Source organism: Streptomyces sp. NPDC024698 (genome assembly GCF_055559015.1).
The window spans coordinates 95,800-121,774 of sequence record NZ_JBVHLK010000004.1 but is presented as its reverse complement, the minus strand read 5'-3'; the positions used below and the strand labels follow the sequence as shown (position 1 = coordinate 121,774).

Annotated in this window: 28 protein-coding genes and 1 tRNA gene; 18 read left to right on the top strand and 11 right to left on the bottom strand. The window is 69.9% G+C overall.

Annotation, left to right across the window (positions count from 1 at the left end; all coding sequences use genetic code 11):
* Positions 1–32 precede the first annotated feature (32 nt).
* Both ACZ4AA_RS11535 and ACZ4AA_RS11530 read right to left on the bottom strand, forming a co-directional pair.
* Complete coding sequence (locus ACZ4AA_RS11535; protein WP_467599262.1) at positions 33–602, bottom strand: GNAT family N-acetyltransferase; 570 nt, start codon at positions 600–602, stop codon at positions 33–35.
* Positions 599–1,366, bottom strand: a complete 768-nt coding sequence (locus tag ACZ4AA_RS11530; RefSeq protein WP_467599260.1) for a GntR family transcriptional regulator — start codon at positions 1,364–1,366, stop codon at positions 599–601. Before ACZ4AA_RS11530 ends, ACZ4AA_RS11535 begins: the two co-directional genes overlap by 4 nt.
* Positions 1,367–1,848: 482 nt before the next feature.
* Between ACZ4AA_RS11530 and ACZ4AA_RS11525 the strand changes: the two genes are divergently transcribed.
* The 14 genes from ACZ4AA_RS11525 to ACZ4AA_RS11460 all read left to right on the top strand — a co-directional run bounded on the left by ACZ4AA_RS11525 (position 1,849) and on the right by ACZ4AA_RS11460 (position 12,113).
* Complete coding sequence (locus ACZ4AA_RS11525; protein ID WP_467599257.1) at positions 1,849–2,115, top strand: DUF6284 family protein; 267 nt, start codon at positions 1,849–1,851, stop codon at positions 2,113–2,115.
* A complete protein-coding gene (locus ACZ4AA_RS11520; protein ID WP_467599254.1) occupies positions 2,112–2,993 on the top strand; it encodes a DUF2637 domain-containing protein in 882 nt (293 codons plus the stop codon). The genes ACZ4AA_RS11525 and ACZ4AA_RS11520 overlap by 4 nt, the downstream gene beginning before the upstream one ends.
* Positions 2,993–3,373 carry an RRQRL motif-containing zinc-binding protein gene (locus ACZ4AA_RS11515; protein WP_467599252.1) on the top strand — a complete coding sequence of 127 codons (381 nt, stop codon included), beginning with the start codon at positions 2,993–2,995 and terminating at the stop codon, positions 3,371–3,373. Before ACZ4AA_RS11520 ends, ACZ4AA_RS11515 begins: the two co-directional genes overlap by 1 nt.
* A gap of 29 nt (positions 3,374–3,402) precedes the next feature.
* Positions 3,403–3,633 (top strand): hypothetical protein, encoded by a 231-nt coding sequence (locus ACZ4AA_RS11510; protein WP_467599249.1) that lies wholly within the window; start codon positions 3,403–3,405, stop codon positions 3,631–3,633.
* A gap of 2 nt (positions 3,634–3,635) precedes the next feature.
* Positions 3,636–3,953 (top strand): hypothetical protein, encoded by a 318-nt coding sequence (locus ACZ4AA_RS11505; RefSeq protein WP_467599246.1) that lies wholly within the window; start codon positions 3,636–3,638, stop codon positions 3,951–3,953.
* Between the two features lie 81 nt (positions 3,954–4,034).
* Positions 4,035–6,140, top strand: coding sequence for an ATP-binding protein (locus tag ACZ4AA_RS11500; protein ID WP_467599243.1), 2,106 nt, complete (start codon positions 4,035–4,037; stop codon positions 6,138–6,140).
* Between the two features lie 204 nt (positions 6,141–6,344).
* Positions 6,345–6,821 carry a hypothetical protein gene (locus ACZ4AA_RS11495; RefSeq protein WP_467599240.1) on the top strand — a complete coding sequence of 159 codons (477 nt, stop codon included), beginning with the start codon at positions 6,345–6,347 and terminating at the stop codon, positions 6,819–6,821.
* A 22-nt stretch (positions 6,822–6,843) separates the two neighbouring features.
* Positions 6,844–7,116, top strand: a complete 273-nt coding sequence (locus ACZ4AA_RS11490) for a hypothetical protein (RefSeq protein ID WP_467599237.1) — start codon at positions 6,844–6,846, stop codon at positions 7,114–7,116.
* An 86-nt stretch (positions 7,117–7,202) separates the two neighbouring features.
* Positions 7,203–7,376 (top strand): hypothetical protein, encoded by a 174-nt coding sequence (locus ACZ4AA_RS11485; protein ID WP_467599235.1) that lies wholly within the window; start codon positions 7,203–7,205, stop codon positions 7,374–7,376.
* Complete coding sequence (locus ACZ4AA_RS11480; protein ID WP_467599232.1) at positions 7,373–8,263, top strand: bifunctional DNA primase/polymerase; 891 nt, start codon at positions 7,373–7,375, stop codon at positions 8,261–8,263. Before ACZ4AA_RS11485 ends, ACZ4AA_RS11480 begins: the two co-directional genes overlap by 4 nt.
* Complete coding sequence (locus tag ACZ4AA_RS11475) at positions 8,260–8,622, top strand: hypothetical protein (protein WP_467599229.1); 363 nt, start codon at positions 8,260–8,262, stop codon at positions 8,620–8,622. The genes ACZ4AA_RS11480 and ACZ4AA_RS11475 overlap by 4 nt, the downstream gene beginning before the upstream one ends.
* Positions 8,619–10,166, top strand: coding sequence for a YfjI family protein (locus tag ACZ4AA_RS11470; RefSeq protein WP_467599226.1), 1,548 nt, complete (start codon positions 8,619–8,621; stop codon positions 10,164–10,166). The genes ACZ4AA_RS11475 and ACZ4AA_RS11470 overlap by 4 nt, the downstream gene beginning before the upstream one ends.
* Positions 10,167–10,466: 300 nt before the next feature.
* Positions 10,467–10,652, top strand: a complete 186-nt coding sequence (locus ACZ4AA_RS11465) for a helix-turn-helix domain-containing protein (RefSeq protein WP_190171268.1) — start codon at positions 10,467–10,469, stop codon at positions 10,650–10,652.
* 63 nt (positions 10,653–10,715) lie between these two features.
* The gene (locus tag ACZ4AA_RS11460) at positions 10,716–12,113 is read left to right on the top strand and encodes a tyrosine-type recombinase/integrase (RefSeq protein WP_467599223.1); all 1,398 of its coding nucleotides are present in this window, start codon (positions 10,716–10,718) and stop codon (positions 12,111–12,113) included.
* A 46-nt stretch (positions 12,114–12,159) separates the two neighbouring features.
* Here ACZ4AA_RS11460 and ACZ4AA_RS11455 read toward each other — a convergent pair.
* Positions 12,160–12,233, bottom strand: a tRNA-Thr gene (locus ACZ4AA_RS11455).
* A gap of 238 nt (positions 12,234–12,471) precedes the next feature.
* Between ACZ4AA_RS11455 and ACZ4AA_RS11450 the strand changes: the two genes are divergently transcribed.
* The 3 genes from ACZ4AA_RS11450 (at position 12,472) to ACZ4AA_RS11440 (ending at position 15,344) form a co-directional block, all read left to right on the top strand.
* Positions 12,472–13,608, top strand: a complete 1,137-nt coding sequence (locus ACZ4AA_RS11450) for an ABC transporter ATP-binding protein (RefSeq protein WP_467599220.1) — start codon at positions 12,472–12,474, stop codon at positions 13,606–13,608.
* Positions 13,609–13,874: 266 nt separating this feature from the next.
* On the top strand, positions 13,875–14,324 hold the full coding sequence (locus tag ACZ4AA_RS11445) for a hypothetical protein (protein WP_467599217.1): 450 nt from the start codon (positions 13,875–13,877) through the stop codon (positions 14,322–14,324).
* A 288-nt stretch (positions 14,325–14,612) separates the two neighbouring features.
* A complete protein-coding gene (locus tag ACZ4AA_RS11440) occupies positions 14,613–15,344 on the top strand; it encodes a nucleotidyltransferase family protein (protein ID WP_467599214.1) in 732 nt (243 codons plus the stop codon).
* A gap of 298 nt (positions 15,345–15,642) precedes the next feature.
* On the opposite strand, the gene ACZ4AA_RS11435 is transcribed toward ACZ4AA_RS11440, so the two are convergent.
* From ACZ4AA_RS11435 to ACZ4AA_RS11410, 6 genes are all read right to left on the bottom strand, one after another.
* Positions 15,643–17,358, bottom strand: a complete 1,716-nt coding sequence (locus ACZ4AA_RS11435) for a DoxX family protein (RefSeq protein ID WP_467599211.1) — start codon at positions 17,356–17,358, stop codon at positions 15,643–15,645.
* A 117-nt stretch (positions 17,359–17,475) separates the two neighbouring features.
* A complete protein-coding gene (gene rlmB, locus ACZ4AA_RS11430; protein WP_387299504.1) occupies positions 17,476–18,420 on the bottom strand; it encodes a 23S rRNA (guanosine(2251)-2'-O)-methyltransferase RlmB in 945 nt (314 codons plus the stop codon).
* A 118-nt stretch (positions 18,421–18,538) separates the two neighbouring features.
* Positions 18,539–19,939 (bottom strand): cysteine--tRNA ligase, encoded by a 1,401-nt coding sequence (gene cysS / locus ACZ4AA_RS11425; RefSeq protein WP_467599208.1) that lies wholly within the window; start codon positions 19,937–19,939, stop codon positions 18,539–18,541.
* A 190-nt stretch (positions 19,940–20,129) separates the two neighbouring features.
* Complete coding sequence (gene ispF / locus ACZ4AA_RS11420; protein ID WP_467599205.1) at positions 20,130–20,708, bottom strand: 2-C-methyl-D-erythritol 2,4-cyclodiphosphate synthase; 579 nt, start codon at positions 20,706–20,708, stop codon at positions 20,130–20,132.
* Entirely contained in the window at positions 20,698–21,450 is a 753-nt protein-coding gene (gene ispD, locus ACZ4AA_RS11415) for a 2-C-methyl-D-erythritol 4-phosphate cytidylyltransferase (RefSeq protein WP_467599202.1), read from the bottom strand. Before ispD ends, ispF begins: the two co-directional genes overlap by 11 nt.
* A 355-nt stretch (positions 21,451–21,805) precedes the next feature.
* Positions 21,806–22,288, bottom strand: a complete 483-nt coding sequence (locus ACZ4AA_RS11410) for a CarD family transcriptional regulator (RefSeq protein WP_003953493.1) — start codon at positions 22,286–22,288, stop codon at positions 21,806–21,808.
* 723 nt (positions 22,289–23,011) lie between these two features.
* On the opposite strand from ACZ4AA_RS11410, the gene ACZ4AA_RS11405 reads away from it, so the two are divergent.
* Complete coding sequence (locus ACZ4AA_RS11405) at positions 23,012–23,677, top strand: copper chaperone PCu(A)C domain-containing protein (RefSeq protein WP_467599199.1); 666 nt, start codon at positions 23,012–23,014, stop codon at positions 23,675–23,677.
* 180 nt (positions 23,678–23,857) lie between these two features.
* On the opposite strand, the gene phoP is transcribed toward ACZ4AA_RS11405, so the two are convergent.
* Together phoP and phoR are read right to left on the bottom strand one after the other, a co-directional pair.
* Positions 23,858–24,529 (bottom strand): two-component system response regulator PhoP, encoded by a 672-nt coding sequence (gene phoP, locus ACZ4AA_RS11400; protein ID WP_466162299.1) that lies wholly within the window; start codon positions 24,527–24,529, stop codon positions 23,858–23,860.
* A 5-nt stretch (positions 24,530–24,534) separates the two neighbouring features.
* On the bottom strand, positions 24,535–25,812 hold the full coding sequence (phoR, locus tag ACZ4AA_RS11395; protein ID WP_467599196.1) for a two-component system sensor histidine kinase PhoR: 1,278 nt from the start codon (positions 25,810–25,812) through the stop codon (positions 24,535–24,537).
* Positions 25,813–25,975 lie beyond the last annotated feature (163 nt).

Below are 25,975 nucleotides of genomic sequence, written 5' to 3'. Positions count from 1 at the left end.
GGTCAACGAGCTGGGGTCCAGTGATGCTCAACTCATGCAGCGAACCGGAGTCGTTGGGGAGCAGGGACCCGGTCTGTGAAGCCGTGATCCGCCGACCGTGCTTCACGCTGCGCGAGCCACCCAGATACGCGGGGCCCGCCGTTCACTGCGCCGCCCTCACGGACAGTACGAACGTGGCTGAAGCCGTGCGCGAGGTAGTACCGCTGGAGTGCCGCGTTCGTCGTCCAGGCATCCAAACGGAGCCACTGTGCACCTGCGCGATGCGCGCGATCGCCAGCCCAGTCGAGCAGCCTGCCACCCAGATCTTGCCCGGCGTACTCCCGAGCAACGGTGAGCTTGTTGACGAACATTGACGGCTCAATGAGTTCGTCGTTCGTCCAGAGCCCCGCCTCCGCGTCCGGGGTGAGCGTGATCGTGCCCGCAGTTGTATGACCGTCTCGGAGCATGAATACAGTGCCAGCCTCAATGGTGGCCAGAAGCTTGTCAGCAGGGTACGGGCGGCTCCACTGATCGGACCCGAGACCCCTCAGCCACGCCGCAGCCTCTTCACGAAAGGCAAGCAGCTTGGTCACGTCGTGCGATTCTGCGGCAGTGATGATCACGCGTTCTCACTTCGGGCGGACAGTTCGCCGATCTCGTAATTCATGCGGTTCAGGTCCCCCCGGAACGTGGTGATCGTGCACCGAATCGGGCGATCGGCCGAATAGCCCGTTCGCGTCCAGATCATTACGGGAACTCCAGCTCCGATTTCCAGGAGGCGGGCCTCTTCCGGCGTGGGCATCCGAGCGGCGATCTCGTCGAAGTATCCAACTTGCTCGATCCCTCGCGATGCGAGATAGCGAGTCGTACCTTCCTCGATGTCTCCCGGCTCAGCCAAGCGCGGCGAGACGTCGACCAGCCACGACGGATAGTAGGTCGCTTGTGTGGACCACGGGACGTCGTCAACGTAGCGATGACAAAACCGCAATACGGCCTTCGTGCCTGCGGGGACCTTGAGCCGCTCAGCGACGTCGCTTGACGCCGGCAGCATCTCCACACGGAAGGTCTGATGCGGCCGACGCCCGGCGTTCGTGACGTCTGTGCTGTAGGCATCGCCGTTCTGCGGGAAGGTCAGGTTTTCGAAGCGAGATGCGTTCAGTTCGAACACCTCGTGTGACTTGACCTCGTACCCCAGCCCTTGGCTAGACGTGATTAGGCCCTCACTGACCAGCAGACTTAGGCCGTTGCGGACCGTGTTCCTGGACGCGTCGAACCGCTGCTGCAAGTCGTTCTCAGAGGGCAGCCGCGCCCCCGGCGCATAGGTGCCGTTGTCGATCTCGCGACGCAGGATGTCGGCGACTTGCCGGTACTTCGGCTGCTTGGTCATAGCCCCATCATGACGCACTCGCGCAACTTGTTGGTACATGTAAGCCCAACCCTCTTGACGTCTCACCGTCCGTGGGTGCAGCATCACTGCATCAGCTTGTACCAACAAGTTGAGCAGGTGGTGCAACACCATTGAGTGTGCCTGCCTGCACTGACAGTGCTCGGTGAGTACCCGTGAAGACGGGAGCCCCTGATCAGGGGGTTACCAGGCCCATCGGAGCGGCCGTTTTTTGACAACTGAATGGGGATCACGCTGCCTCTCCCCGGCCAAGTAGGCGGCCTCGCGGGTTCTCCCGCGTGACGTTCAGAGCTACCCCAGCCCTCCGCAACCCACCTTGTTGCGGGCCGGTTGCCTCCGCTGCTCGTCTCGTACGAGCAGCGCCGAGGGGAGCCGGATCTACCGACTTCAACGGCGCGCGGCCCCGGTGCTGGAACACCGGGGCCGCTGTTCGGGCCGTTCCTGTGTGAGAGGAACACGACCCAATGAACCCCATCGTCACTGTTCGAGAAGCTGTTACCGCGTTCGCCGACTTCATGGAGCCGACGGACGCGGAGCTGGACGCGATCGAGGTGGAGATGCCCGCGATCCTCGCGGACGTCGACCTGCTCGACGCGCAGATCATCACGCTCGACCGCACGCCGACCGAGCTGGACGTCCGGCGCATCCGCCGGGCGTATCGCCGGCTGCTGGCCGCCGAACGCGACCTCGCCAACCGGGCCGCCGGCGGCGCGACGGGCGGTGTGGCATGAGCCTTCACCGCAAAGGGCGGGCCGCTCTCGTGCTGGCCCTGGTCGCCGTGGTCGCCATGGCGTTCCGGGTCTCGTGGAACGCGTTGCGGGACATCGCGAACGCGGTCGGCGCGGACAACACGGCCGCGACGCTGTACCCGTTCGTGGTCGATGGCCTGATGGCCCTGGCCCTGGTCGCGACCCTCGTGCTCGCGGGTAGGGACCGGACGTTCGCGCTGCGGGTGCTGGGCACCTACACGCTCGCCTCCCTGATCCTCAACTACGTGCACGGCCTCGTGCCCAAGCTGCACGACGCCCGGCTCGACTGGACGCGGCTCGCCGACTGGGACCCCGCAAACTGGGCCCTGGTCCTGCTCGCCACATCGCTTCCGGTTGGGTCGATCTACTTCGGCTCCGACCTGGTCGCCAAGGTGCTTCACCACCGCCCCGCCCCGATTTCGACGCCGGACGCGAATGCGGAGAAATCTACCGAGATCATAAAGAATCGGTCTACCGCTGACCTCCCGGTATCGACCCCGGCACCCGCCCCGGTACTCCCGACGCAGATGCCCGATCCGGTGGCCGTGGACTTCCTGAAGTCGACTCAACAGGCCAAGCCGATTCCGCACCGGGTGCCCGTTGAGATCGAGGGGCGTTCGGTCGCGGCGGAGTCGACTCGATCGCGCCGCGCGACCGGGCGGGTTCCCGATGTTGCCCGATCGGCCCGGCCGCGCCGCACCACTGAGCAACTGATCGATGAGGCCCGCACGGCAACGGCCGGTTGGTCGGACGACCAGATCACGGCTGAGGGTATTCGCCGCACGGTCCGCACGTCGCCGGCCAACGCCCGGATGCTGCGCGACACCCTGCTCACCGAGCGCGCCGCCAACACCGTCTGATGGGCGGCTCGTTCGGCAAGTGCTTCGACCCGAACGGTGCCCGCCACGGTTTACCGACGTTCCCGTGGCGTCTGGCCCCGGACGGGTTCGCCACCCGACGGCAGTTACGGGCCCGGGGGCTACGGCCGGGAGGTCAGCCGATCGCGGCGCAGGTTCTGCGTCCGCGCTACCGGCGGGGCCCGCTGGTCGCCTACCTCTACCGCGTCGACCGCGCCAAGCCCGTCCGCCCGATGACTGCGGGCCGGCGGGCCGCGCTCGCCAAAGCGATGCTCGCGCGCCGCACCTGCCCGCAGTGCCGCACCGACGCCGGATACGTCATCCCCGCCTCGCTCGGGACCTGCGTGCCCTGCGCCTACCCCGACGACCAGCGCGCCGCATGAACCCTCCCTCCACACCTTGGAGTTCCGCTGTGACCAGCACCAACGCTGCCCCGGGCAGCATCGAATACGCGTGGCACGCGCACGTGAGCGTGCCCGGCGAGGGCCCCGGGTTCGCCCACGGCACGGTCACGGCCCCCGCGTTCTTCTGCTTCGACCGGGTCACCCGCGAAGTCGCCGCTTGGCTGCGCGCTCAGGGCTCGACCGTCCAGCTCGCCGACATTCACCTCATCCTCGCCCCCAACGCCGGAAAGGCGGTCTGACCATGTCCAAGCCCGACACCCGTCGCCTGGACCGGGCGATCCGCGAGACGAACCGCAAGCTCGAAGCCGTCCGATGCGGCGAACTGTGGCCGCTCACCGGCTCCGAGCGCCGTCAGATGCTCGCCGCCGTCGCGGGCGGCTCGTACCGGGTGATGCGCGGCAAGAGCACCGGCCGCGCCGAGAACCGGATCGACTCGGTCTCGACCTCGGCGGAGACGCGGCTGATCGCGGAGATCACCGCGTTGCAGATCGAGCGGCAGCGCATCGTCACCGAGGCCGCCCGCGCCAAGGCCGCCAAGAAGTCGTCCGGCTGGTGGTGACCCGCACCGCGCCACCCGCCCGCACCGCACTTCCCCCATCACTTTCACCCCGTTCCGGGGCAGTCAGGAGTCCGCTTCACCATGAGTGAGAACGTCGTTCACCTGCACAAAGACACCGAGTCGGCCGCCGTGACCACGTTGACCGTGGTCCCCGAACCGGCACCCGCCGCGCCGGTCCCGCTGTGGGTCCGCTCCGGACGCGCCATCCGCACGGCGGTCACGCACGAGACCACCAGGGCGACCGCCCGCGCGGTCGCCCGGCACACCCTCTACGTCGCCGGGGGCGCGCGGATCGCGGCGAAGCGGACATGGGACGGTCGGACCGCCTCCCGCTACGAGCGGATGTTCCGGGCCGCCGAAGCCGCGGGGAACCACGAGGTGGCGGCGGAGTGGGAGGAGCGCGGGCAGCACTTCCGCGAGGCCCGCCACCGCCGCCGCATGGACCTGCTCCACTCCCCGCTCGACGCGGCCAAGGGCGTCGCCGTGAGCGCGGGCATGGGGGTCGGTTCGCTGGTCGCGCTCGGGGTCGTGATGGCGATCGCTACGAAGGACGTCACGCAGGTCGTCACGCCGTTGATGGCCACGATCGAGTTCATCAACCTGCTCATCACCATCGTTCAGGTGGTGTGGGGCCCGGCCCTCGCCGTCGGCCCGTTCCTGGCGCTGCTCGCCTTATGGGCGGTGGGCAGCAAACAGCAGGCCGCACCCGCTTGGGCCCTGCCAGACACCGTCCGCAGCAGCGAGGGGGAGCCGATCACCCCGTCGATCGTCGTCAAGGCACTGCGCGACCTCGGCGTCCCCGCGCTCCGCAACGCCATCAAGGACATGGGCGACGCGGGCGCGAGCATGCTCGGACCGATCCGGATCGCCGGATGCGGCGTCGAGGTCGACGTCACCCTGCCCTCGGGGGTGTCCACGATCGAGGTGCAGAACCGCAGGCGGAAGCTCGCCGAGAACCTGACCCGGCACGAGCACGAGGTGTTCATCACCATCCCGCAGGCCGCCCGCACGGTCCGCCTGTGGGTCGCCGACTCGGGGGCGCTGGACGAGCCGATCGGCCCGTCCCCGCTGGTCACCGACGAGACCATGACCGCCGATTACGCCAAGGGTCGCGCACCGTGGGGCGAGGACCTGCGGGGCGACGCGGCGGCCCTGTCCGTCTACCAGCGGCACCTTCTGATCACGGGCCTGTCCAACCAGGGCAAGACCGCCGCGCTCCGCTCGCTGGCCCTGTGGGTCGCGCTGGACCGGTCTGTGGAGTTCTGGGTCGGGGATCTCAAGGGTGTGGGTGACTGGGCCATGTTCGAGGGGCTCGCCACGCGCTTCATCCAGGGCCCGACCGACGACCACGTCATCCAGGTCACGATGATGCTGGAGGACGCGGTGGAGGAGATGAACCGGCGTCTGATGGCGCCGCCCGGAACGCAGTTCCCGGCTCTGATCGTGAACGTGGACGAGGCGCAGGTCGCGTTCATGTGCCCGCTCAAGGACGAGGACAAGCGGCCCTACGGCGGATCGTCGTCCAACTCCCGGTACTTCATGGCCGCCCGCAAGATTCACAACCAGGGCCGCGCGGTCAACGTGCTGCTGTGGCAGGGCACGCAGGACCCGACCGACCAGAACCTTCCCAAGCTGGTCCGCGAGGGAGCCCACACCCGCGCCTCCCTCGCGCTGGGCACCGAGTCGCAGTCCCGCATGGCACTCGGGGACAAGGCCGTGAACGGCGGCGCCGCCCCGCACCTGCTGCGCCCCGGGCTCGACAAGGGAACGCTGGTCGTCGCGTCCGACGGCATCCAGGCCCCGGCCGGGCAGTCGTCCATCACGGTCCGCACGCACTACATCAGCACCGAGGAAGCGACCGCGATCGCCGACCGTGCCAAGGCCCTGCGGGACGGGGTCACCACCCTGACCGTCATCGAGCGGGGCGAGGACCGCGACCCGCTCACCGACATCCTCGCCGCCCTCGGCGACGCCCCGAGGGTCCGCACCAAGGACGTCCTCAAGCGGCTCGCGACGCTGAACGAGCAGGCGTACGGCGGCTGGTCGTTCCTGGACCTCAAGCGGGTCCTGGACGACGCCGGCGCGGAGCCCTACAAGTCCGACGGCGTCATGGTCGTCAGCCGCGACCGCGTCACCCAAGCACTCGCCAACCGCGACGGGAACGGTTCCGCTTCCCTCGACGGATGACAGGGAGCCGACCCCGCCCGGGTCAGGGAGGCAGGGAGAACTCCCTGTAAGCCTCCCTGACCCGCCTCCCTGGCCCTGAGCTGCACAAATGATCGCTCAGGGAGTCAGGGAGGCATCCCAGGTCAGACCCCGAAAACCCCCTCCACAGCCCACCCCCGAGGGTGTGCCTCCGCCTCCCTGACCGAGCACCGGAAGGGATTCCGCATGTACCCCGAACACCCCGCCCATCTGCCCGCAGAACGGGCCGTGACCGTCCACCAGCCGCAGCCCCTCGCCCCCTACGACCCGGGCCACTCGGTGGCCCTGGACCCGTACGGCGAGCGTCAGGCCGTGGTGTGGGTGCCCGACGCCTACGGGCGCATGGTCCCCATGCCCAAGCACCTCGCCCCCGCCCCGATCCTCGCCACCGAGCCGCGCGACCTGACCCCGCTCCCGCTCCTGGACCCCGTCGCTCAGCGCTTCCTGGGCGCGGGACTGGGGGGCGGCGCCCTCGCGGCCGGTATCGGCTACGGCGTGGGCGAGATCGTCAGCGCCGCCGCCGGAATCAGCGGCGGAGCACTCGTGTGGGTCGCCGTCATCGTCCTCGCCCTGCGCGCCCCGGCCCGCGCGATCAGCGGAGGCAAGGGCAGCACGGTCAACATCCGCAAAGCCGTCATCAAGCGCAGCCACTTCCATGGCTGACCAACGGAAGGACAACCCCGCAATGCGACTGCGACTTGAGGTCGTCGGCTGGTCCCGCCGAACGCTGGTCCTGACCGACACCCCCCGCCCGGACTGCCCCGACTGCAAGGGCGCCGGCGCCATCGAGCGCGACTACGGCGACTACGACACCGGCGAGTACGCGGGCACCGAGTGCTACCCGTGCGACTGCTGGACCGAGTGGCGCACGGTACTCCTGCCTCTCCCCCGCCTGCCCCGCATGCTGCGGCGGCGCGTCGCCCACCGAGACCCCTGGCTCGACGAACCGCCCTTCTAGATACGCCAAGGGCGACCCCCACTCCGCCAAGAACCGGGGTCGCCCTTGCTGTCCAGCAACTCATCAAGGAACTGGAGACATCCAGCATGAACCAACCGACCGACATCCGGCGAGCCCTCGTCTTACGGCTCGGACACGGTGACGTGTTCCGGGTCCTGGACGCCTACTCGTGCATCGGCGGCGCCACCGCCGGCTACCGGCGTGCGTTCGGCGCCGACTGCCACGTCACCCTCGCCCCTCGGCTGGAGGTGGCCGCGTGAGCGAGCACCTGCTGAACGCGGCACTAGAGGCTGCTGCTCGCGGCTGGTACGTCTTCCCTCTCCGCCCGGGTGTCAAGTTCCCTGCTCTGCATGGGGAGCGGACGTGCACCGGAACGGGAGCGTGCACGAGCGGGCACCGGAAGTGGGAGCAGCGCGCCACAATCGACCCTGACCGCATCCGCGCCACGTGGTCCACTGGGCCGTTCAACGTCGGCATCGCAACCGGCCCCTCCGGGCTAATGGTTGTCGACCTGGACACGCTCAAGCCCGAAGACCTGAAAGGAACGCCTGACGGCGCGACTTCCTTTGCAGCGCTCTGCGAGCGCGCCCGAGAATCTTCGCCGGACACCTACCGGGTGCGGACCGCGCGCGGTGGGGAGCACCTGTACTTCACCCAACCCCCGGGCGTGCGGCTGAACTCCACCAAAGGACGCCTCGCCAAAAGGATCGACACCCGGGGATGGGGCGGCTACGTCGTCGCCGGCAGCATCACCCCCACCGGAGACTACGAGCCGCTCTGTGGCTCTGAGACGGCCCCTCTGCCCTCCTGGCTCCGAAACATCCTGCAACCCGCCCCCAAGCCCTCTCGGGCCCCTTCCGTGGCCGTAGCAGGGCAATCCCGTCGATACGCGGATGTAGCGCTCGCCGCCGAGGTACGGAACGTCGCGATGGCTCAAGTCGGCGAACGGGAAGCCATGTTGTTCCGGGCCGCACGCGCGTTGGGGCGGTTCGTCGCGTGGGGCGACCTCCCCCGGCACGTGGTCGAACAGGCTCTTCAGGAGGGGGGCGAGGCGGCCGGCCTGTCCGCGTCCGAGTGCCGCTCGACCCTGCGGAGTGCTCTGGACTGGTCAATTGCCCACAACCAGAGTCGCCGGGCGACGGCATGAGCGACCGCCAGCATCCCCATCTGAAGAGCATCACCACCACCCCGGACTGCCCCCAGGTCGCTGCACAGCCTGTGGACAATCCGGCCGTGGGCGAGCCGAAGGGCGTCGCCGAAGGCGTCCCCATTGCTGTTCGCCCTGGCCCGCACCCGGACGACGGGCGCCGCCCCGTGGCCTGGCTCCACATCATCGCGCCGCCCTTGTGGAGCGTCAGCCCGTCCGCGCGTTCCTGGTGCACCTGCGGCTACGAGCGGCACGCCATCGGTCGTGCCGCCGTGCTGCAACTGGTCGCCGCTCACACCGAACACCGCACCGTGTGCCCGCTGTTGGCCCCCGACTCGGAAGGGAGGACCGCCGCATGACGACCAACGACGTTCGCGCGGATCTGTGGGAAGGGTTCGAGGACATCGAGCCTGAGCAGATCACCGGCCCCGCCTGGGACGAACCCGTACCCCTGCGGGCACGCCCGCCGCTCCCCGACTTCCCCGTCCACGCCTTCCCGGCCTGGTTGGGCAGCATGGTGCGCGGGGTCGCCGAGGAGACCCAGACCCCGGCGGACCTCGCCGGGTGCCTGGCTCTGGCGGTCCTCGCCACCGCCGCCGGCGGACGCGTCAAGGTCTGCGTACGCGGGCACTGGCGTGAGCCCGTGAACATCTACACGGCCATCGCCCTGCCTCCCGGCAACCGCAAGTCCGCCGTGTTCGACCTCATGGTCAAGCCGCTGCTCGATGCGGAGAAGGCCCTGATCGAACTCTCCGGACCCGTCAGGGCTGAGGCGGAGACCCTGGCCAAGCTGGCCAAAGCGGCCGCCGAGAAAGCCGCCGCCAAAGCAGCGAACGCGGAGCCCGAACACCGCGCCACCCAGACAGCCGAAGCCGTCCAACTCGCGCAGGACGCGGACAAGATGAGGATTCCTGCCGAACCGCAGCTCGTCGCGGACGACGTGACGCCGGAGAACGTCGGCACGCTCCTGGACGAGCAGGGTGGGCGGATCTCCTGCCTGAGCGCCGAGGGGGAGCTGTTCGACATCATCGCTGGCCGCTACACGGGCAAGCCCAACATGGGGATGTTCCTCAAGGGGCACGCCGGGGACATGCTGCGGGTCAACCGGCAGGGCCGCAGTGCGCAGCACGTCGACTCACCGGCCGTCACGATCGGTCTGGCCGTTCAGCCGGAAGTCCTGGACGCGCTCAGCCGCATCGACGGGGCCGACGGGCGCGGGCTCCTCGCCCGCTTCCTGTACTCCAAGCCCCTTTCCCTGGTCGGCTTCCGCAACCTGACGCCCGCCCTGCTGGACGAGCAGGTTGCCGCCACCTACGCCAAGCACCTGGCGGGCATGACGCTCGCCCTGTCGGACTGGACCGACCCTGCCCTCATCCAGCTCACCCCGGAAGCCGACGCGGTGCTCCTGGCCTTCCAGAAGGTCACCGAGTCGCGTCTCGGGCCGGACGGGAGTTTCGCTCCGATCGTGAAATGGGCGTCCAAGCGAGACGGGGCAGTCGCCCGCATCGCCGGACTCCTGCACCTCGCCGCCCACCCCGAGGACGGATGGCACAAGCCCATCGAGGCGTCCACCATGGCCGCCGCTACCGAGCTGGGGGACTACTTCACCGCGCACGCCTTGGACGTGTTCACCGTCATGAGCGCCGGCCCCGCCCACGAATCCGCGGTGACCGTCCTCGCCCAGCTCGTCTCCAGCAACCCCGCACAGTTCGCCAAGCGAGAGCTGTATCGGTCGCTGCGCCCGGCCGACTTCCCCGAGATCGGCGACCTCGACCCCGCGCTCGCCCTGCTCGAAGAGCACGGCTGGATCCGCCAACTCCCGCCCCCGCCTCGGTCCAGCAAGGGCGGCCGGCCGCCCTCGCCCCGCTACGAGACCCACCCGCGCATCGCGCGCGGAGCCTGACAGAACCCCCAGACCGCCGACAGAACTGACACAACCCCCCGCGCAAACCGCTGACCTGCACAAACGACCATGATCCCGGTTATGACAGAACTGAGTTAAAACCTGACAGAACTCCCGGCGGCCCGCCGGGCGTCCTGTGACAGAACCTCCCCCGACGAGGTTCTGTCAGGTTTTAACTCAGTTCTGTCAGAGATCCAGAACACACCAAAACCTCAGGTCAACGGCTCGCCGGGGAGGTTCTGTCAGTTCTGTCAGCGGATTGCGGCCCTACCGTCAGAAAGTGCCGAGGAGGCAAGCAGCATGAGCACCGCCGTTCGCCCCGTTGAGCCCCTTCTCTACACCCCCGAGGAAGCAGCCGAAGCCCTACGGCTGGGTCGATCCACGGTCTACGAACTCATGGCTGATGGCGTCCTGGCCTTCGTGAAGCAGGGGCGGTGCCGCCGCATCAAAGTGGCCGTCCTCAAGGCCTACGTCGACAGCCTCTAACCCCAGCCCGCCAAGGCGGCCCCGGACGATTCGTCCGGGGCCGCCTCTGTCTTGGAGAGATGCATGAGCCCGCGCAAGTCGAACCTGGAATCCACCATCTACCTCGGCGATGACGGCTGGTGGCACGGTCGCGTCACCATGGGCGTACTGCCCGACGGGAGTCCCGACCGCCGGCACCGCATGGCCCGCACCGAGCCCGCCGTGCGTCGCAAGGTCCGTGAACTGGAGAAGCTGCGTGACGAGGGCCGCGCGACCAAGGCGGGCCGTAAGCCCACGGTCGGACAGTGGATGGAGACCTACCTGACCGACATCGCAAGCCTCAAGCTCAAGCCCCGCTCGCTGGACGACTACTGGTCCAAGACCCGCAACGACATCATCCCCGGCGTCGGAAAGCACCGCATCGACAAGCTCGCCCCCGAGCACCTCGAACAGATGTACCGGACCATGCTCGACGCCGGGCGCGCCCCGTCCCACGTGGTCAAGGTGCACCGCATCCTGTCGCGGGCCCTGAAGATTGCCCACCGCCGCCGCATGATCGGCGAGAACGTCGCCACGCTGGTCGACCCGCCCAGCATCGAGGAGACCGAGACGAACCCGTTCACCCAGGAAGAGGCGAAAGCGTTCCTGGAAGCGGCTGCTAAACGGCCTACGTTCATGCGGTGGATCGTCGGGGTCGGCATGGGCTTCCGGCAGGGCGAGACCCTGGGACTGCGCTGGCAGTACGTCGACCTTGAGGCGGAGCTGTTCCACCCCCGGTGGCAGCTCCAGCGACTCACATGGCGGCACGGCTGTGGGGATGCGCACGCGTGCGGGGCGCGAGTGCATCGGTTCGAGCCCTGTCCCCCCGAGTGCGCCACGCACAAGGGTTACAAGCGCGGTTGCCCAAAGCCGTGCACCAAGACATGCGTCAAGCACGCGAGCATCTGCCCGGACCGCAAGGGCGGAGGACTGGCCTTCACTCGTCCCAAGACGAAGAAGAGCACTAACCCCGTACCGATCCCGCCCGCCTTCACCCCCTATCTGGTCGCACACAAAGCGCAGCAGGACGAAATGCGGGAGGCGGCAGGCGAACTCTGGCAGGAGCACCAAGCCGTGTTCACCCGAGCCGACGGTCGCCCCATCGACCCCCGCGACGACTGGGGAGAGTTCAAGGAGCTACTGGCAGAGGCGGGCATCGGTGACCGTCGCCTCTACGACGGGAGCCGCCACACGGCCGGCACGATCCTGAACGAACTGGGGGTGGACATGCCGACCATCATGGAGATCCTGCGGCACACCCAGATCAGCCAGACGCGCCGCTACGTCAAGGGCCGCTCGCATCTCTCGAAGGACGCCATGCGCCGCATGGGAAACGCCTTCCTGCCCGCCCCGGAGCAGGCGTCCAAACCCGCGACTGAGACTAGAACTGAGACTGCGGACCGCCGCGCAGCCCGCTCCCGCGCCCGCCGTCGCATCCGCTGAACGCAAAAGCCCAGCTCAGACCACGTCTGAGCTGGGCTTGCAAGGGAGCCCCCTGTCGGATTCGAACCGACGACCTACGCATTACAAGTGCGTTGCTCTGGCCATCTGAGCTAAGGAGGCCTGCCGCGCGCCGGGGCGTGCGTGCCCGTGCAGTGTACCCACGTCACAGCGGGGAGCCGTCGGGAGTTTCCGCGAACTTCACCGGTGCCGGGGTGCTGACAGAACACATGAACGCCAGGTAGCGTCCTGACCCAGTTCACTCAGATGGACTACACCACTATGGGCGTTTCCATAGTGGAACACCACCTTTACAACGGATCGTCCGGCACGTTCCTGCCGGTGAAGGGGGCCCCTCACCATGGCCACTGTCTCGTTCAACAAGGCGACCCGCATCTACCCGGGTGGCGACAAGCCCGCCGTCGACCAGCTGGAGCTCGACGTCGCGGACGGCGAGTTCCTCGTCCTCGTCGGTCCCTCCGGCTGCGGAAAGTCCACCTCCCTGCGCATGCTCGCGGGTCTCGAGGACGTCAACGGCGGTTCGATCCACATCGGCGACCGCGACGTCACGCACCTGCCGCCCAAGGACCGGGACATCGCGATGGTGTTCCAGAACTACGCGCTGTACCCGCACATGACCGTCGCCGACAACATGGGCTTCGCGCTCAAGATCGCCGGCGTCAACAAGGCCGAGATCCGCCAGAAGGTCGAGGACGCGGCGAAGATCCTCGACCTCACCGAGTACCTCGGCCGCAAGCCGAAGGCCCTCTCCGGCGGTCAGCGCCAGCGTGTCGCGATGGGCCGCGCGATCGTGCGCGAGCCCCAGGTCTTCCTCATGGACGAGCCGCTGTCGAACCTCGACGCCAAGCTCCGCGTCTCCACCCGTACGCAGATCGCCTCGCTCCAGCGCCGCCTGGGCATCACCACGGTGTACGTCACCCACGACCAGGTCGAGGCCATGACCATGGGCGACCGCGTGGCCGTGCTCAAGGACGGTCTGCTCCAGCAGGTCGACTCGCCGCGCAACATGTACGACCGCCCGGCCAACCTCTTCGTCGCCGGCTTCATCGGCTCCCCGGCCATGAACCTGATCGAGGTCCCGATCACCGACGGCGGCGTGAAGTTCGGCAACAGCGTCGTCCCGGTCAACCGCGAGGCCCTGAAGGCCGCCGCCGACAAGGGCGACCGTACGGTCACCGTCGGCGTCCGCCCGGAGCACTTCGACGTCGTCGAGCACAACGGCGAGGCCGCCAAGTCGCTCTCCAAGGGCACCGAGGACGCCCCGGCCGGCCTGGCCGTCTCCGTGAACGTCGTCGAGGAGCTCGGCGCCGACGGCTACGTCTACGGCTCCGCCAAGGTCGGCGACGAGCAGAAGGACCTCGTCGTCCGCGTCAACGGCCGCGCGGTCCCGGACAAGGGCGCCACGCTGCACGTCGTGCCGCGTCCGGGCGAGATCCACGTGTTCTCCACCTCGACGGGCGAGCGCCTGTCCGACTGACGTCCGCGTCATCCGGGCGAAGGCGCACACCCCATAGGGGTCGAATTCACCCACGTTGACGAAGGGGGCCCCGCGGCTGACCGCGGGGCCCCCTTCGTTGTCGACAAATACCCCGGCAGACCGGGCATTTCGACCTCCGCGCGATCCCCGTACGGACCCCGCGGGGCTCCGCGCGTCAACCCGCTACCCCGAAAAACCAACTTCCCCGTCCCCCGAACTGGTGACTAAATGTCGCCAAATCATCACCCCGCGCTACCCTCACTCGCGTGAAGCACTCCACCACTAACCAGCGGCCCCGGCGTGGCCGCGGCCCGGCCCGTCAGATCGGCCGCACCCTCGCCCTCGTTCTGCCTGTCGTCCTGGTGCTCTCCGGGACTCTCGCGGTCACCCAAGTCAACTGGTCGGGGAATCCCTCGAGCTCGGTGCTCACCGCGTCCTCCGAGGAGGTCTCGACGCGAGCCGTCTCCCGTGCCCCGCAGGACGTCCTGCGCGACAAGCTGCTCCTGGAACTCCAGGACAAGAACCCGGGGGTGGCCCTCACCCACCTCCAGGAGGCGGTGAACGGCCGTCCGTCGCTCGCGAAGCACTGCGTCTCCATCGCCCGCGCCCTGGGCCGCGCAGCGGTCCGCGCGTACGGGCCGACGCGCGCCCAGTCCTTCGCGCGGCCAGTCTGCGACACGGCGTTCGCCTCGGGGGTCGCGGCCACCCATCTCTGAGGGCGTGTCCCGAGCTCCCGGCTCCGAGGTCCCGGCCTTCCGTCGGCGCCGGCCCGCGGTCTCGCCGCGGCGGCCGGTTCCGGTCGGCGCGGCGGCCGGTTCCGGTCGGCGCGGCAGCCGGTTCCGGTCGGCGCGGCAGCCGGTTCCGGTCGGCGCGGCAGCCGGTTCCGGTCGGCGCGGCAGCCGGTTCCGGTCGGCGCGGCGGGAACCCACCGCGGCGCGGTAGGAGCTGATTAAGGAACGGCCGGCCCGGGAATCCGCGTGCGGGGCGCCACGTACAGTTCGGACATGACCGATCCGAACGCCGCGTCGCGCCCCGTTCAAGCCGTCGTCCTGGCCGGCGGCCAGGGCTCCCGGCTGCGTCCCTACACCGACGACCGGCCCAAGCCGATGGTCGAGATCCCGGGCACCGGGACACCGATCATCGGCCACCAGCTGACCTGGCTCGCCGAAGAGGGCGTGACCGACGTCGTCGTCTCCTGCGGTCACCTCGCCGAGGTGCTCCAGAAGTGGCTCGACTCGGCCGACCTCCCGCTCTCCGTCACGACGGTCGTCGAGACGGAGCCCCTCGGCCGCGGCGGCGGCCTCAAGTACGCAGCCGCGCATCTGCCGCACCCCGAGCTGCCCTGGTACGCGACGAACGGTGACATCTGGACCCGTTTCTCGCTGCGCGACATGGCCGACTTCCACGCCGAGCGCGACGCCGTCGCCACGCTCGCGCTGGCCCGTCCGCGCATCCCGTGGGGTGCCGTCAAGACGGACGGCTTCGGGCACATCACGGACTTCATCGAGGCCCCGCCCTCCACGTTCGAGATCAACGCGGGCGTGTACGTCTTCTCGCCGGAGTTCACCGAGATGCTCCCCGAGCGCGGTGACCACGAGCGCACCACGTTCCCGCGCCTGGCCCGCGAGCGCCGGCTGTCCGGCTTCCCGATCCCGCAGGGCGCCTACTGGCGCGCCATCGACACCGCCAAGGACCTCACGGAGGCGGCGAAGGAACTCGCCGCCCTGGGCCGCTAGGGCGTATCCGCCGGACGCTCGGGGCCCCCGGACGGGATCACCGGGGCCCACCGGGGACCGCCGGGGACCACCCTCACGGCCCCGGGCCGCTGAGGGGCCCCGGGGCATCGCCCTCGCGGCCCCCGTAGGCCGCCGCGCGACCCCAGAGGCCACCCCGCGCCGCCCGCGCCGCCCGCGCCGCCGAAGGCGCCGAGGAACAGCCCTCGCCGCCCACGAGAGCCAGGCACGACGGCAGGGCCCCGCACAGCGTGTGCGGGGCCCTGCCGTCGTGGTGCCCGCCCATGGGGGGCGGCGGGCCTCAGCCCAGCAGGCCGCCCACCAGACCCGGCTGGCCGGTGGAGGAGCTCCCGCCGGTGGAGGTACCGGTCGAGGTGCCCGTACCGCCCGTGCCGCCGGCGCCACCGGCACCGCTGCCACCGGTCGACGTGCCGCCGCCGCTGGAGGGACCCGCGCTGGTGCTCGGGGCCCGGCCGACCGGCGAGGACTGCTGCGGCGGCGCCTGGCCGGTGCCCTGGGTCTGGCTGGGCTGCTGCCCGCTGCCGGACGGGCCGCCGGTCGCCTGGGTCGCCCCCGGGGTGGCCGTGTGCGACGGGGTCGCGGAAGAGCTGTGCGTGGGCGTCTGGGAGGCCGAGGGGGTGGCCTTCTGGTGCCGCCGGCCGGGCGTCTCGGGGAGCGGGGAGCCCGGCAGTTCGTTGCGCGGGGCCTCGCCGGGACCGGGGACGACGATCCGGCTGGAGTCGCGGACGGCACCGCCGAGGAGCGAGCCGACGAGCAGGGTCAGCCCCACGACGACGGCGGTGAGCAGCGCGCCGCGCCGCAGCACCCGGGCGCGCAGGTCCCAGATGTCGGCGCGCGGCCCGAGCGTCCGCCAGGCCTCGCCGGCGAGCCGTCCGTCGGCGCTGTAGACCGGGGCACCCGCGATGATCAGCGGGGACCAGGCGGCGAGATAGATGATGTCGGGCGCGTCGTACACGGGCACCGTCTTCCAGCTGACGGTGACGATGAGCGCCGCCGACAGTGCCGCGCCGACGACGGCCGCCACCCGCTGCCACAGGCCGAGGACGGTCAGGACGCCCACGATGACCTGGAAGAAGGCGATGACGAGCCCGGAGCCGACGGGGTGCTGGAGCGCGAACTGCCGCAGCGGCTCGGCGACTTCCCACGGGTGCAGGGTGTTGAGCCACTTCACCATGGAGCCGCGCTTGCCGCCGTCGAAGTAGACGGGGTCGCAGAGCTTGCCCATGCCCGCGTAGACGGAGATGAAGCCGAGGAAGACGCGCAGCGGAAGCAGCACGACCCCGAGGTTCATCCGGCGCCCGGGGTGATAGGCGTGCCGCACGGTGTCGGTGCCACGCCGCCTGACGGGGGCTTCGCCCTCCGCCTCGTCGAAGCGGTCGTCCTCGTAGCCGTCGTCGTCCCCGAAACCGCCGTCCGGGTAGGCGGGTTCGCCGTACGGCGGCCCCGCGTACCGCGGTTCGTCGTAGGCGCTGCCCACGCTGCGCATCTGGGGCAGCAGCCGCTGCTCTTCGCCGAGGGGGGCGCGCTGGCTGCCGACGAGGGGCGTCTCGACCGTGTCGACGGTCAGGTCGCCCGCGTAGCCCGGCTGTCCGCCGATCCGCGGGATGACCTGGGTCGAACCGGCGTCCGCCGTCGGCCTCTTGGAGCCGTGGGTCACGCCCGCGCTCCGTACGGCCTGGAGCAGGCGATGGGCGCCGGTGTCGTCCGGCGCGGACTTCCCGCTCCAGACGACGGGCGCACGGCGGCGGGCCCCGCCGGCCGGACCGGCCCCGCCCGCTCGGCCCGGAGCGCCGGCGCCGGGGGAGCCCAGGTTCCGCGCGATGCGCGGGGACTGGCCCCGTGACGCACCCGCCAGCTGGACGCGGAAGCTCGCATGGTTGACGATGACCTGCGCCGGATCGCTCGGCACCTTCACCATGCTCAGCGCGGGAACGTCGTCGAATCCCGACGAGCGGTCCCCCGTGGGTGTGCGGGGTGTTCTGGTGTCCACACTCATCTAACCGAGTGACGTGTGGTTAGGACACTGCTTTGACCACGCCGAACTGTCCGGACCGCGTCAAGATCGTTCCGGAGGGCCCGGGCACCCCCCGAAGGTGACCGCCCGGGCGCCCTCTCAGGCGCGTCGGCGCGCCGCCTCGTACAGCACAACTCCCGCCGCCACACCGGCGTTCAGCGACTCCGCGCCACCGGGCATCGGGATCCGCACGCGGAAGTCGCAGGTCTCGCCGACGAGTCGGGACAGGCCCTTGCCCTCGCTGCCGACGACGATGACGACGGGGCCGCCGAGGGCCTCCAGGTCACCGACCTCGACCTCCCCGTCGGCGGCCAGACCGACCACCACGAGGCCGGCCTTCTTGTACGACTCCAGGGCGCGCGTCAGGTTCGCGGCGCGCGCGACGGGCGTACGGGCGGCGGCACCGGCCGACGTCTTCCAGGCACCGGCGGTCATGCCGGCCGCGCGCCGCTCGGGCACGACGACGCCGTGGCCGCCGAACGCGGAGGCGGAACGGACGACGGCACCGAGGTTGCGCGGGTCGGTCACCCCGTCGAGGGCGACGATCAGCGGGTCCTGGCCCTCGTCGTACGCGGCGGCGGCGAGGTCCTCGGGGTGCGCGTACTCGTACGGCGGGACCTGGAGGACGAGGCCCTGGTGGTTGAGCCCGTTGGTCATGCGGTCGAGCTCGGGGCGCGGGGCCTCCATCAGGTGGATGCCACCGCGCTCGGCGACGAGCTGGAGCGCCTCGCGGACCCGCTCGTCGTTGTCGATGAACTGCTGCACGTACAGCGTCATCGCGGGGACGCCCTCGCGCAGCGCCTCGACGACGGAGTTGCGCCCGACGACCATCTCGGACGTGCCCTTGCCGCCACGGCCCTTGGGGTGGGCGGGGCGGCGGACGATCTGCTTCGCCTTGGCGTTGGCGACGCGGTTCTTCTTGTGGCCCTTGCGCGCCTCGGCGGGCGGGGTCGGGCCCTTGCCCTCCAGGCCCCGGCGTCGCTGGCCGCCACTGCCGACCTGCGCGCCCTTCTTGCCGGACATGCGGCGGTTGTTAGCAGCCATGACCTACCTGTCTGTGTGAGACGTGCGTGCGTACGTAATGAAGTGTGCCGCCCGGAGGTCCGGGCGGCACAATCGATCAAGGCCGACCGAGGTCGGCCGGGACCGCCGGAGCGGATGCTCAGCGCGGTCCGAGCGTCCAGCGCGGCCCCTGCGGGCCGTCCTCGATGACGAGGCCGGACTGGTTGAGCCGGTCGCGGATGGCGTCCGCGGCGGCCCAGTCCTTGCGGGCGCGGGCGGCCTCGCGCTGGTCGAGGACCAGATGGACGAGGGTGTCGACGACGCCGTGCAGATCGTCGCCACGGTCGCCCTCCTCGGCCCAGGCCTCGTCGAGCGGGTCGAGTCCGAGGACGCCGAGCATGGCCCGTACCTCGGCGAGGCGGGCGACGGCGGCTTCCTTGTCGTCGGCGGCCAGGGCGGAGTTCCCCTGGCGGACCGTCGTGTGCACGATCGCGAGAGCCTGCGGGACACCCAGGTCGTCGTCCATCGCCTCGGCGAACGCGGGCGGCACCTCGGCGGCGGGCTCGACGACGCCTCCGGCCTTCTCGACCACCCGCTGCACGAAGCCCTCGATGCGCGCGAACGCCGACTCGGCGTCACGCAGGGCGCCTTCGCTGTACTCGATCATCGAGCGGTAGTGCGGGGTGCCGAGGTAGTAGCGCAGCACGATGGGACGCCACACCTTGGTCATCTTGGAGACGAGGACCGAGTTCCCGAGGGACTTCGACATCTTCTCGCCGCTCAGGGTGACCCAGGCGTTGTGCACCCAGTACTTCGCGAACTCGTCCCCGAAGGCCTTGGCCTGCGCGATCTCGTTCTCGTGGTGCGGGAAGATCAGGTCGATCCCGCCGCCGTGGATGTCGAAGGCGCTGCCCAGGTACTTGTGGGCCATGGCCGAGCACTCCAGGTGCCAGCCGGGACGGCCGCGGCCCCAGGGCGTCTCCCAGCTCGGCTCGCCCGGCTTCACGGCCTTCCACATGGCGAAGTCACGCGGGTCGCGCTTGCCGGTCTCGCCCTCGCCCGAGGGCTGGAGCAGGTTGTCGAGCTCCTGGTTGGAAAGCTGGAGATAGCCGTCGTACGACCGCACGTCGAAGTAGACGTTCCCGTCGGCCGCGTACGCGTGACCGCGCTCGATGAGCCCGCGCATCATCTCGATCATCTCGGGGATGTGGCCGGTGGCACGGGGCTCGTAGGTGGGCGGCAGGCAACCGAGCGCGTCGTAACCGTCGTTGAAGGCACGCTCGTTGTCGTAGCCGATGGACCACCAGGGGCGGCCCTGCTCGGCCGACTTTTCGATGATCTTGTCGTCGATGTCCGTGACGTTCCTGATGAACGTCACGTCGTAGCCGCGGTACGCGAACCACCGGCGCATGATGTCGAAGTTGAGGCCCGAGCGGATGTGCCCGATGTGCGGTGCGGCCTGCACGGTGGCGCCACACAGGTAGATCGAGACGCAACCCGGCACGAGCGGGGTGAAGTCACGGATCTGCCGGGCGCTGGTGTCGTACAGGCGAATGGTCACCACTCCAGGGTAGTGGGCCCTGGGTAGTGCCCCGCGCCCCTTTCCCCGGCAAGGCCATGTATTCGTGACATACGGGGGGCGCTCGCCGTCCGGCCAGTGCACGGGGAGGAGCCCCCCGGGCGAACCGCGGCCGGAACGAGGGAGCGCCGGACACGCGCCGCCCGGTTCCGGCCGTCCCGGCGGCCGGTGTTCAGCCGACCCGTACGACCAGTGCCGTGGCGACCGCCATCAGGCCCTCGCCCCGGCCCGGGAACCCGAGGCCGTCCGTCGTGGCACCCGAGACCGAGACCGGCGCCCCGGCCGCTTCCGACAGGATCTTCTGCGCCTCGTCCCGCCGCTTGCCGATCTTCGGGCGGGGCCCGACGACCTGGACCGCGACATTGCCGATCACGAAACCGGCCTCGCGGACGATCCGCGCCGCCTCCGTCAGCAGCACGACCCCTGGCGCCCCGGACCATTCCGGGCGCCCGGTGCCGAAGTGGGCCCCGAGGTCGCCGAGGCCCGCCGCCGAGAAGAGCGCGTTGCAGGCGGCGTGCGCGACGACGTCGGCGTCGGAGTGCCCGGCGAGTCCGGGCCCCTCCCCGTCCCACCTCAGACCGGCGCACCACAGTTCCCGGCCTTCCTCGAAGGCGTGGATGTCGGTACCGATCCCGACCAGCGGGAGCACCAGGCCCTGGACCGGACTCCGTGCTTCCGCTTGTCCCTGTCCCTGGCTCTGTCCCGTGACCGCGCCCTGTCCTGGCGTCCGCTCCGGCGTCTCAGAACCCATCGTTCAGCCTCCGCCGCGCGAGAACCGCCTCCGCCAGGACCAGATCCAGCGGGCGCGTCACCTTGAACGCCTCCTCGTGGCCCGGCACGACCACGACCCGCACGCCCAGCTGCTCGACCATGCTCGCGTCGTCCGTCACGTCGTCGGTGACGGTCTCGTGGGCCCGCAGCAGCGTCTCGCGGTCGAAGCCCTGGGGCGTCTGCACCGCGCGCAGCCGCGCCCGCTCGGGGGTGGCCACGACCGGCTCGGGCTCCCCGGCGACGGCCGCGGGCTCGACCTCTTTGACGGTGTCGGAGAGCGGCACCGCCGGCACGACGGCGTGAGCGCCGTCCCGTACGGCCTCGATGACGGCGTCCACGGTGTCGACGGGCACGAGCGGCCGGGCCGCGTCGTGGACCAGGACGATGTCGAAGCCGGGGGGCAGCGCGTCGAGGCCGTACTTCACGGACTCCTGGCGGCTGTCACCGCCCGGGACGACGACGAAGTCGGTGCGCTCGGGCAGCGCGTGCGCGTCGAGCAGCGTCTTGACCTCGGCCGTGCCGTCCGGCGGGGCCACGACGACGACCAGGGAGACGGCGCGGGACGCGGCCATCGCACGGACCGCGTGGATGAGCATGGGCGTGCCGTTCAGCGCGCGGAGCGCCTTGGGGGCGCCCGGACCGAGGCGCACACCTCGTCCGGCGGCCGGAATCACGGCGGCGGTGCGGGCCTCCGACGGCGAAGGGAGCGAAACGTCAGACATCGGTTCCTGTCAGGTTTGTGTGCTCGACCGGGATGGGTATGGCCTGGGGGTACCCCCCGCTCGGAGAGCTGGGGGAGCGCCGGGCGCGACGCCTTGACCGGACCCTTCCGTGACATCCGGTCATGCCGACCGCCCGGGTCGGTATCCCGAGTATCGGATACGCCGGTATACCTCGGGAAAGCCGATGCCGGGTGAACACCCGGTTTACCGAATGGGCGCGGGTACGAACATGCCGCAGCGCCCGGCGACAGCAATATGGTAATTGCGTCATCGGGCACCGCGGCATTTTCATTGCGCTGCTGCGCGGGCTTGGGCGTACGTCAAGACGACAGGCGTCTCGGCGACTGAGCCGGCGTCAGGACGCGAGGACCTCGTCGAGTAGGGCCTCGGCCTTGTCCTCGTTGGTGTTCTCCGCGAGGGCGAGCTCGCTCACCAGGATCTGGCGCGCCTTGGCGAGCATGCGCTTCTCACCTGCGGAGAGTCCGCGCTCGCGCTCACGACGCCACAGGTCACGCACGACTTCCGCGACCTTGATGACATCGCCGGAGGCGAGCTTCTCCAGATTTGCCTTGTAGCGACGCGACCAGTTCGTGGGCTCCTCGGCGTACGGCGCGCGCAGCACCTCGAAGACCCGGTCCAGCCCGTCCTGACCGACCACATCACGTACGCCGACGAACTCCGCATTGTCCGCTGGCACACGTACCGTCAGGTCACCCTGGGCGACCTTCAGCACCAAGTAGGTCTTGTCCACGCCTTTGATCTGGCGAGTTTCGATGGCCTCGATCAGCGCGGCCCCGTGATGGGGATAGACCACGGTGTCGCCAACCTTGAACGTCATGTGACAGGTACCCCTTCCGTGGCTATCCAGAGTAACACGGAAACGGCGTCTTCTGAATGGCGTTTTCGCAGGTCAGGGCATATCTCGGGGCTTGACAACCGCAACAGGAACGTGCTGCGAGGGGCGAGCGGAAGAGGGTATTCGCAGGTCGGAGCCGCTGTCCATGCGGAGTGAAACGCGTACGTTACACACACCCGGGGCGCGTCGCCAGGGTCTGAACATCCCGTTTTGTCCTGCCCCAAGAGCGCGACTTCCGCTACTCCGTTCGATGGACGCAGCCGAGTACGAGACGAATCCGGAATTGATCAAGGAGTTCGATGATCATGCGCTCATCGGCCCTCGACGACCCCGTGATCCTTTTCCCGGAGAGCCGGGCATTCATTCCACGAAATACGCAAGCCGAAGTCCGCGGAACAGTCGGCGGAACTTATGTGAATGGCGGACGGTGCGCGGTCAAAGTAGCGGACGGGCCATCGGAGGGGACCGTGGCGGGCGGGGCGCACACCCGGCGCAAGGGGGTCCGCGGGGGCATGCCCGCCACCACGGCCCGGACGTCCGAGCGGACCCCCGAATCCCCTCGGACGAGCAAAGTCGGCGGCTTGGGGAGGGTCGGGTGCGGTCGGGCGGGAACGGATCGGTAACCTAAGGCCGCTGACAGACCCTTAGGGCGGCTTTACACAGAGGTCGTCCTGCTTCGCCCACGTTCAAGGAGTTGCCGCCGCCGTGAGCAGCAGCCTTCGACGCGGCACTCCCGCCGCCGCCGTCATCGCGTTCTCGATCGCCTCGCTCGCCGCGTGCGGCGCCGGAAGCGACGCCCAGACGCTGGAGGTCAAGCCGGACAACGCGGCCACCTCCGTCGGCGTCATCAAGGTCCAGAACGCGCTCGTCATCACCCAGCCCGACGTGAAGGCCACCGGTCCCGCCGTGGTCTCCGCGACGCTGTTCAACAACGGCACCACCGCGCAGACGCTGGACTCGGTCAGCGTCGAGGGCGAGGGCACCGCCCAGATCACCCCCGCGAGCGGCAAGGGCAAGCTGAGCATCCCGCCCGGCGGCTCGGTCGTCCTCGGCGGCAAGGGCAACGCCTCCGCGGCGCTGTCCAGCCCCTCCCAGACCGTTCTGAACGGCAGCGTCCAGAAGGTCACCTTCACGTTCAGCCAGACCGGTGACGTGAGCCTGGGCGCGTACATCGTCCCGGCCGAGAGCTACTTCACCAAGTGGGGCCCGAGCGACATCCCGGCGGCGCCCGCCTCCTCCTCCGCCCCGGCCGCCTCGCCGTCCGGTTCGGTCTCCGGCTCCCCCTCCCCGTCGGGCTCCACGTCGGGCCAGGCCGGCACGACCGCCTCGTCGAGCGCGAAGGCCACCGCGTCGGCGTCCGCCGGCCAGTGACGCCGGACGCGGGCCAGGACCTGTCCGACAGGCTCTAGGCAGGCGCGCACAGCAGTCCGTACGCCGAAGGGCGGGACCCCCTCTCCGGGGATCCCGCCCTTCGGCGTAGTGCCGCGCCGTACCGGCGTGTCGTGCTGCCGTGTCGTGCTCCGTGTCCTGCCACGGGGCGACGGGGCCGGTCTACGGCTCGAACTTGTAGCCGAGACCGCGGACCGTCACCAGGTAGCGGGGCGCGCCCGGGTCCGGCTCGATCTTCGCCCGCAGGCGCTTGACGTGGACGTCGAGGGTCTTGGTGTCACCGACGTAGTCGGCGCCCCACACCCGGTCGATGAGCTGCATACGGGTCAGCACGCGGCCCGCGTTGCGCAGCAGCATCTCCAGGAGGTCGAACTCCTTCAGCGGCAGGTCGACCTTTCCGCCGGAGACGGTGACCACGTGACGGTCGACGTCCATCCGGACGGGACCGGCCTCCAGGGCGGCCGGGGCGACCTCCTCGGGCTCCCCGCGGCGACGCAGGACGGCCCGGATGCGGGCGACCAGCTCACGGGAGGAGAAGGGCTTGGTGACGTAGTCGTCGGCTCCTATTTCGAGTCCGACGACCTTGTCGATCTCGCTGTCCTTGGCGGTGACCATGATCACCGGGACGTTGGAGCGGCCGCGCAGCTGACGGCAGACCTCGGTGCCGGGCAGGCCCGGCAGCATCAGGTCGAGGAGAACGAGGTCGGCGCCGTTGCGCTCGAACTCGTCCAGTCCGTCGGGCCCGGTGGTCGCGATGGCGACCTCGAAGCCCTCCTTGCGAAGCATGTACGACAGGGCGTCGGAGAACGACTCCTCGTCCTCGACGACGAGCACACGGGTCACGGAAGGACCTCCGGGGCAGGAAGCGGTTCGTACGGGGATGTGACGGTGGTCGTCCCGTCGGGCTGCCCGGTCTCGTTCTCTTCGTCGAGTCCGGGCATGTGGTGATCGGTGACGCGCTCGCGGGCCGCGCTCGCCTCCGGCAGCCGCAGGGTGAACGTGGAGCCCTGACCCTCGGAGCTCCACACCGAGACCTCCCCGCCGTGCGAGGCGGCCACGTGCTTGACGATCGCCAGCCCGAGGCCCGTACCGCCGGTGGCACGGGAGCGGGCGGGATCGACTCGGTAGAAGCGCTCGAAGATGCGCTCCTTGTCCTTGTCCGAGATGCCGATGCCCTGGTCGGTCACGGCGATCTCGATGTGTTCCCCGCCGGGCGCGGTCACCCGGCGGGCGGCTATGCCGACGCGGGTGCGGGCGGGTGAGTAGTTGACGGCGTTCTCGACGAGGTTGCCGAGCGCCGCGGCGAGCTGGCCCCGGTTCCCCCACAGGCTGAGGTCGGCGGTGCCGCCGGCCGCCATGGTGATCTGCTTCGTGCCGGCCTGGTGGCGGCAGCGGTCGATCGCCTCGGCGACCAGTTCGTCGACCCGGACCGGCTCGGCGTCCTCCAGGGGGTCGTCGTTCTGCACCCTCGACAGGTCGATGAGCTCCTGCACGAGGTTGGTGAGCCGGGTGGCCTCTATCTGCATGCGTCCGGCGAAGCGCTCGACCGCCTCCGGGTCGTCCGAGGCGTCCATGACGGCCTCGGAGAGCAGGGACAGCGCTCCTACGGGAGTCTTGAGCTCATGGCTCACGTTGGCGACGAAGTCCCGCCGTACCGCTTCGATGCGGCGCGCCTCCGTCAGGTCCTCCACGAGAAGGAGGACGAGCCTGGATCCGAGGGGAGCGACTCTGGCCGAGACGGCGAGGGCCTCTCCCCGTCCCGTGCCCCTTCTCGGCAGGTCCAGCTCCACCTGTCGTATCTCCCCGTCACGACGGGTGTCACGCGCCATGTGGAGCATCGGTTCGACGGCCAGCTTGCCTCCGCGCACCAGCCCGAGGGCGTACGCCGCCGAGCTGGCCTTGACCACGGCGTCCGCTTCGTCGAGTACGACCGCGGACGACCTGAGCACGGACAGCACGGTGTCGACGCCGGGCGGAAGCACGGCGTCCGTGTGCAGGGAGGTGCGGGTCGGGCGTTTCTGGTCGCGTTCGCTCCAGCGGAACGCCAGCATGGCGATGACACCGGTGAGCACTCCGGCGATCGCTGCCGCTGCGGCGACCGCCGCGTTCACGTCCATGCACCCAGGTTAGGCATGGCGTAGCTCCTGGCCACAGCCATCCGAGTGCGAGCTCGAACACTCGTCGCCCAGAGTTCACCCAGGAGCCAGTGCTGATTCACTTGAGATGCCGGAAACGGACGCGTACGGGGCCGAACGTGGGAACGTGGGGTTCCAGGGCCCT

Bases quoted from the DNA above. Each gene is read 5' to 3' on its own strand.
- ACZ4AA_RS11410 (WP_003953493.1), bottom strand. From the start codon at position 22,288: ATGACGTTCAAGGTTGGCGACACCGTGGTCTATCCCCATCACGGGGCC.
- ACZ4AA_RS11460 (WP_467599223.1), top strand. From the start codon at position 10,716: ATGAGCCCGCGCAAGTCGAACCTGGAATCCACCATCTACCTCGGCGAT.
- ACZ4AA_RS11515 (WP_467599252.1), top strand. From the start codon at position 2,993: ATGGGCGGCTCGTTCGGCAAGTGCTTCGACCCGAACGGTGCCCGCCAC.
- ACZ4AA_RS11520 (WP_467599254.1), top strand. From the start codon at position 2,112: ATGAGCCTTCACCGCAAAGGGCGGGCCGCTCTCGTGCTGGCCCTGGTC.
- ACZ4AA_RS11475 (WP_467599229.1), top strand. From the start codon at position 8,260: ATGAGCGACCGCCAGCATCCCCATCTGAAGAGCATCACCACCACCCCG.
- ACZ4AA_RS11450 (WP_467599220.1), top strand. From the start codon at position 12,472: ATGGCCACTGTCTCGTTCAACAAGGCGACCCGCATCTACCCGGGTGGC.
- ACZ4AA_RS11505 (WP_467599246.1), top strand. From the start codon at position 3,636: ATGTCCAAGCCCGACACCCGTCGCCTGGACCGGGCGATCCGCGAGACG.
- ispD (WP_467599202.1), bottom strand. From the start codon at position 21,450: ATGTCTGACGTTTCGCTCCCTTCGCCGTCGGAGGCCCGCACCGCCGCC.
- ACZ4AA_RS11525 (WP_467599257.1), top strand. From the start codon at position 1,849: ATGAACCCCATCGTCACTGTTCGAGAAGCTGTTACCGCGTTCGCCGAC.
- ispF (WP_467599205.1), bottom strand. From the start codon at position 20,708: ATGGGTTCTGAGACGCCGGAGCGGACGCCAGGACAGGGCGCGGTCACG.
- ACZ4AA_RS11530 (WP_467599260.1), bottom strand. From the start codon at position 1,366: ATGACCAAGCAGCCGAAGTACCGGCAAGTCGCCGACATCCTGCGTCGC.
- phoR (WP_467599196.1), bottom strand. From the start codon at position 25,812: ATGGACGTGAACGCGGCGGTCGCCGCAGCGGCAGCGATCGCCGGAGTG.
- ACZ4AA_RS11465 (WP_190171268.1), top strand. From the start codon at position 10,467: ATGAGCACCGCCGTTCGCCCCGTTGAGCCCCTTCTCTACACCCCCGAG.
- ACZ4AA_RS11500 (WP_467599243.1), top strand. From the start codon at position 4,035: ATGAGTGAGAACGTCGTTCACCTGCACAAAGACACCGAGTCGGCCGCC.
- ACZ4AA_RS11435 (WP_467599211.1), bottom strand. From the start codon at position 17,358: ATGAGTGTGGACACCAGAACACCCCGCACACCCACGGGGGACCGCTCG.
- ACZ4AA_RS11440 (WP_467599214.1), top strand. From the start codon at position 14,613: ATGACCGATCCGAACGCCGCGTCGCGCCCCGTTCAAGCCGTCGTCCTG.
- ACZ4AA_RS11485 (WP_467599235.1), top strand. From the start codon at position 7,203: ATGAACCAACCGACCGACATCCGGCGAGCCCTCGTCTTACGGCTCGGA.
- ACZ4AA_RS11470 (WP_467599226.1), top strand. From the start codon at position 8,619: ATGACGACCAACGACGTTCGCGCGGATCTGTGGGAAGGGTTCGAGGAC.
- ACZ4AA_RS11495 (WP_467599240.1), top strand. From the start codon at position 6,345: ATGTACCCCGAACACCCCGCCCATCTGCCCGCAGAACGGGCCGTGACC.
- ACZ4AA_RS11490 (WP_467599237.1), top strand. From the start codon at position 6,844: ATGCGACTGCGACTTGAGGTCGTCGGCTGGTCCCGCCGAACGCTGGTC.
- rlmB (WP_387299504.1), bottom strand. From the start codon at position 18,420: ATGGCTGCTAACAACCGCCGCATGTCCGGCAAGAAGGGCGCGCAGGTC.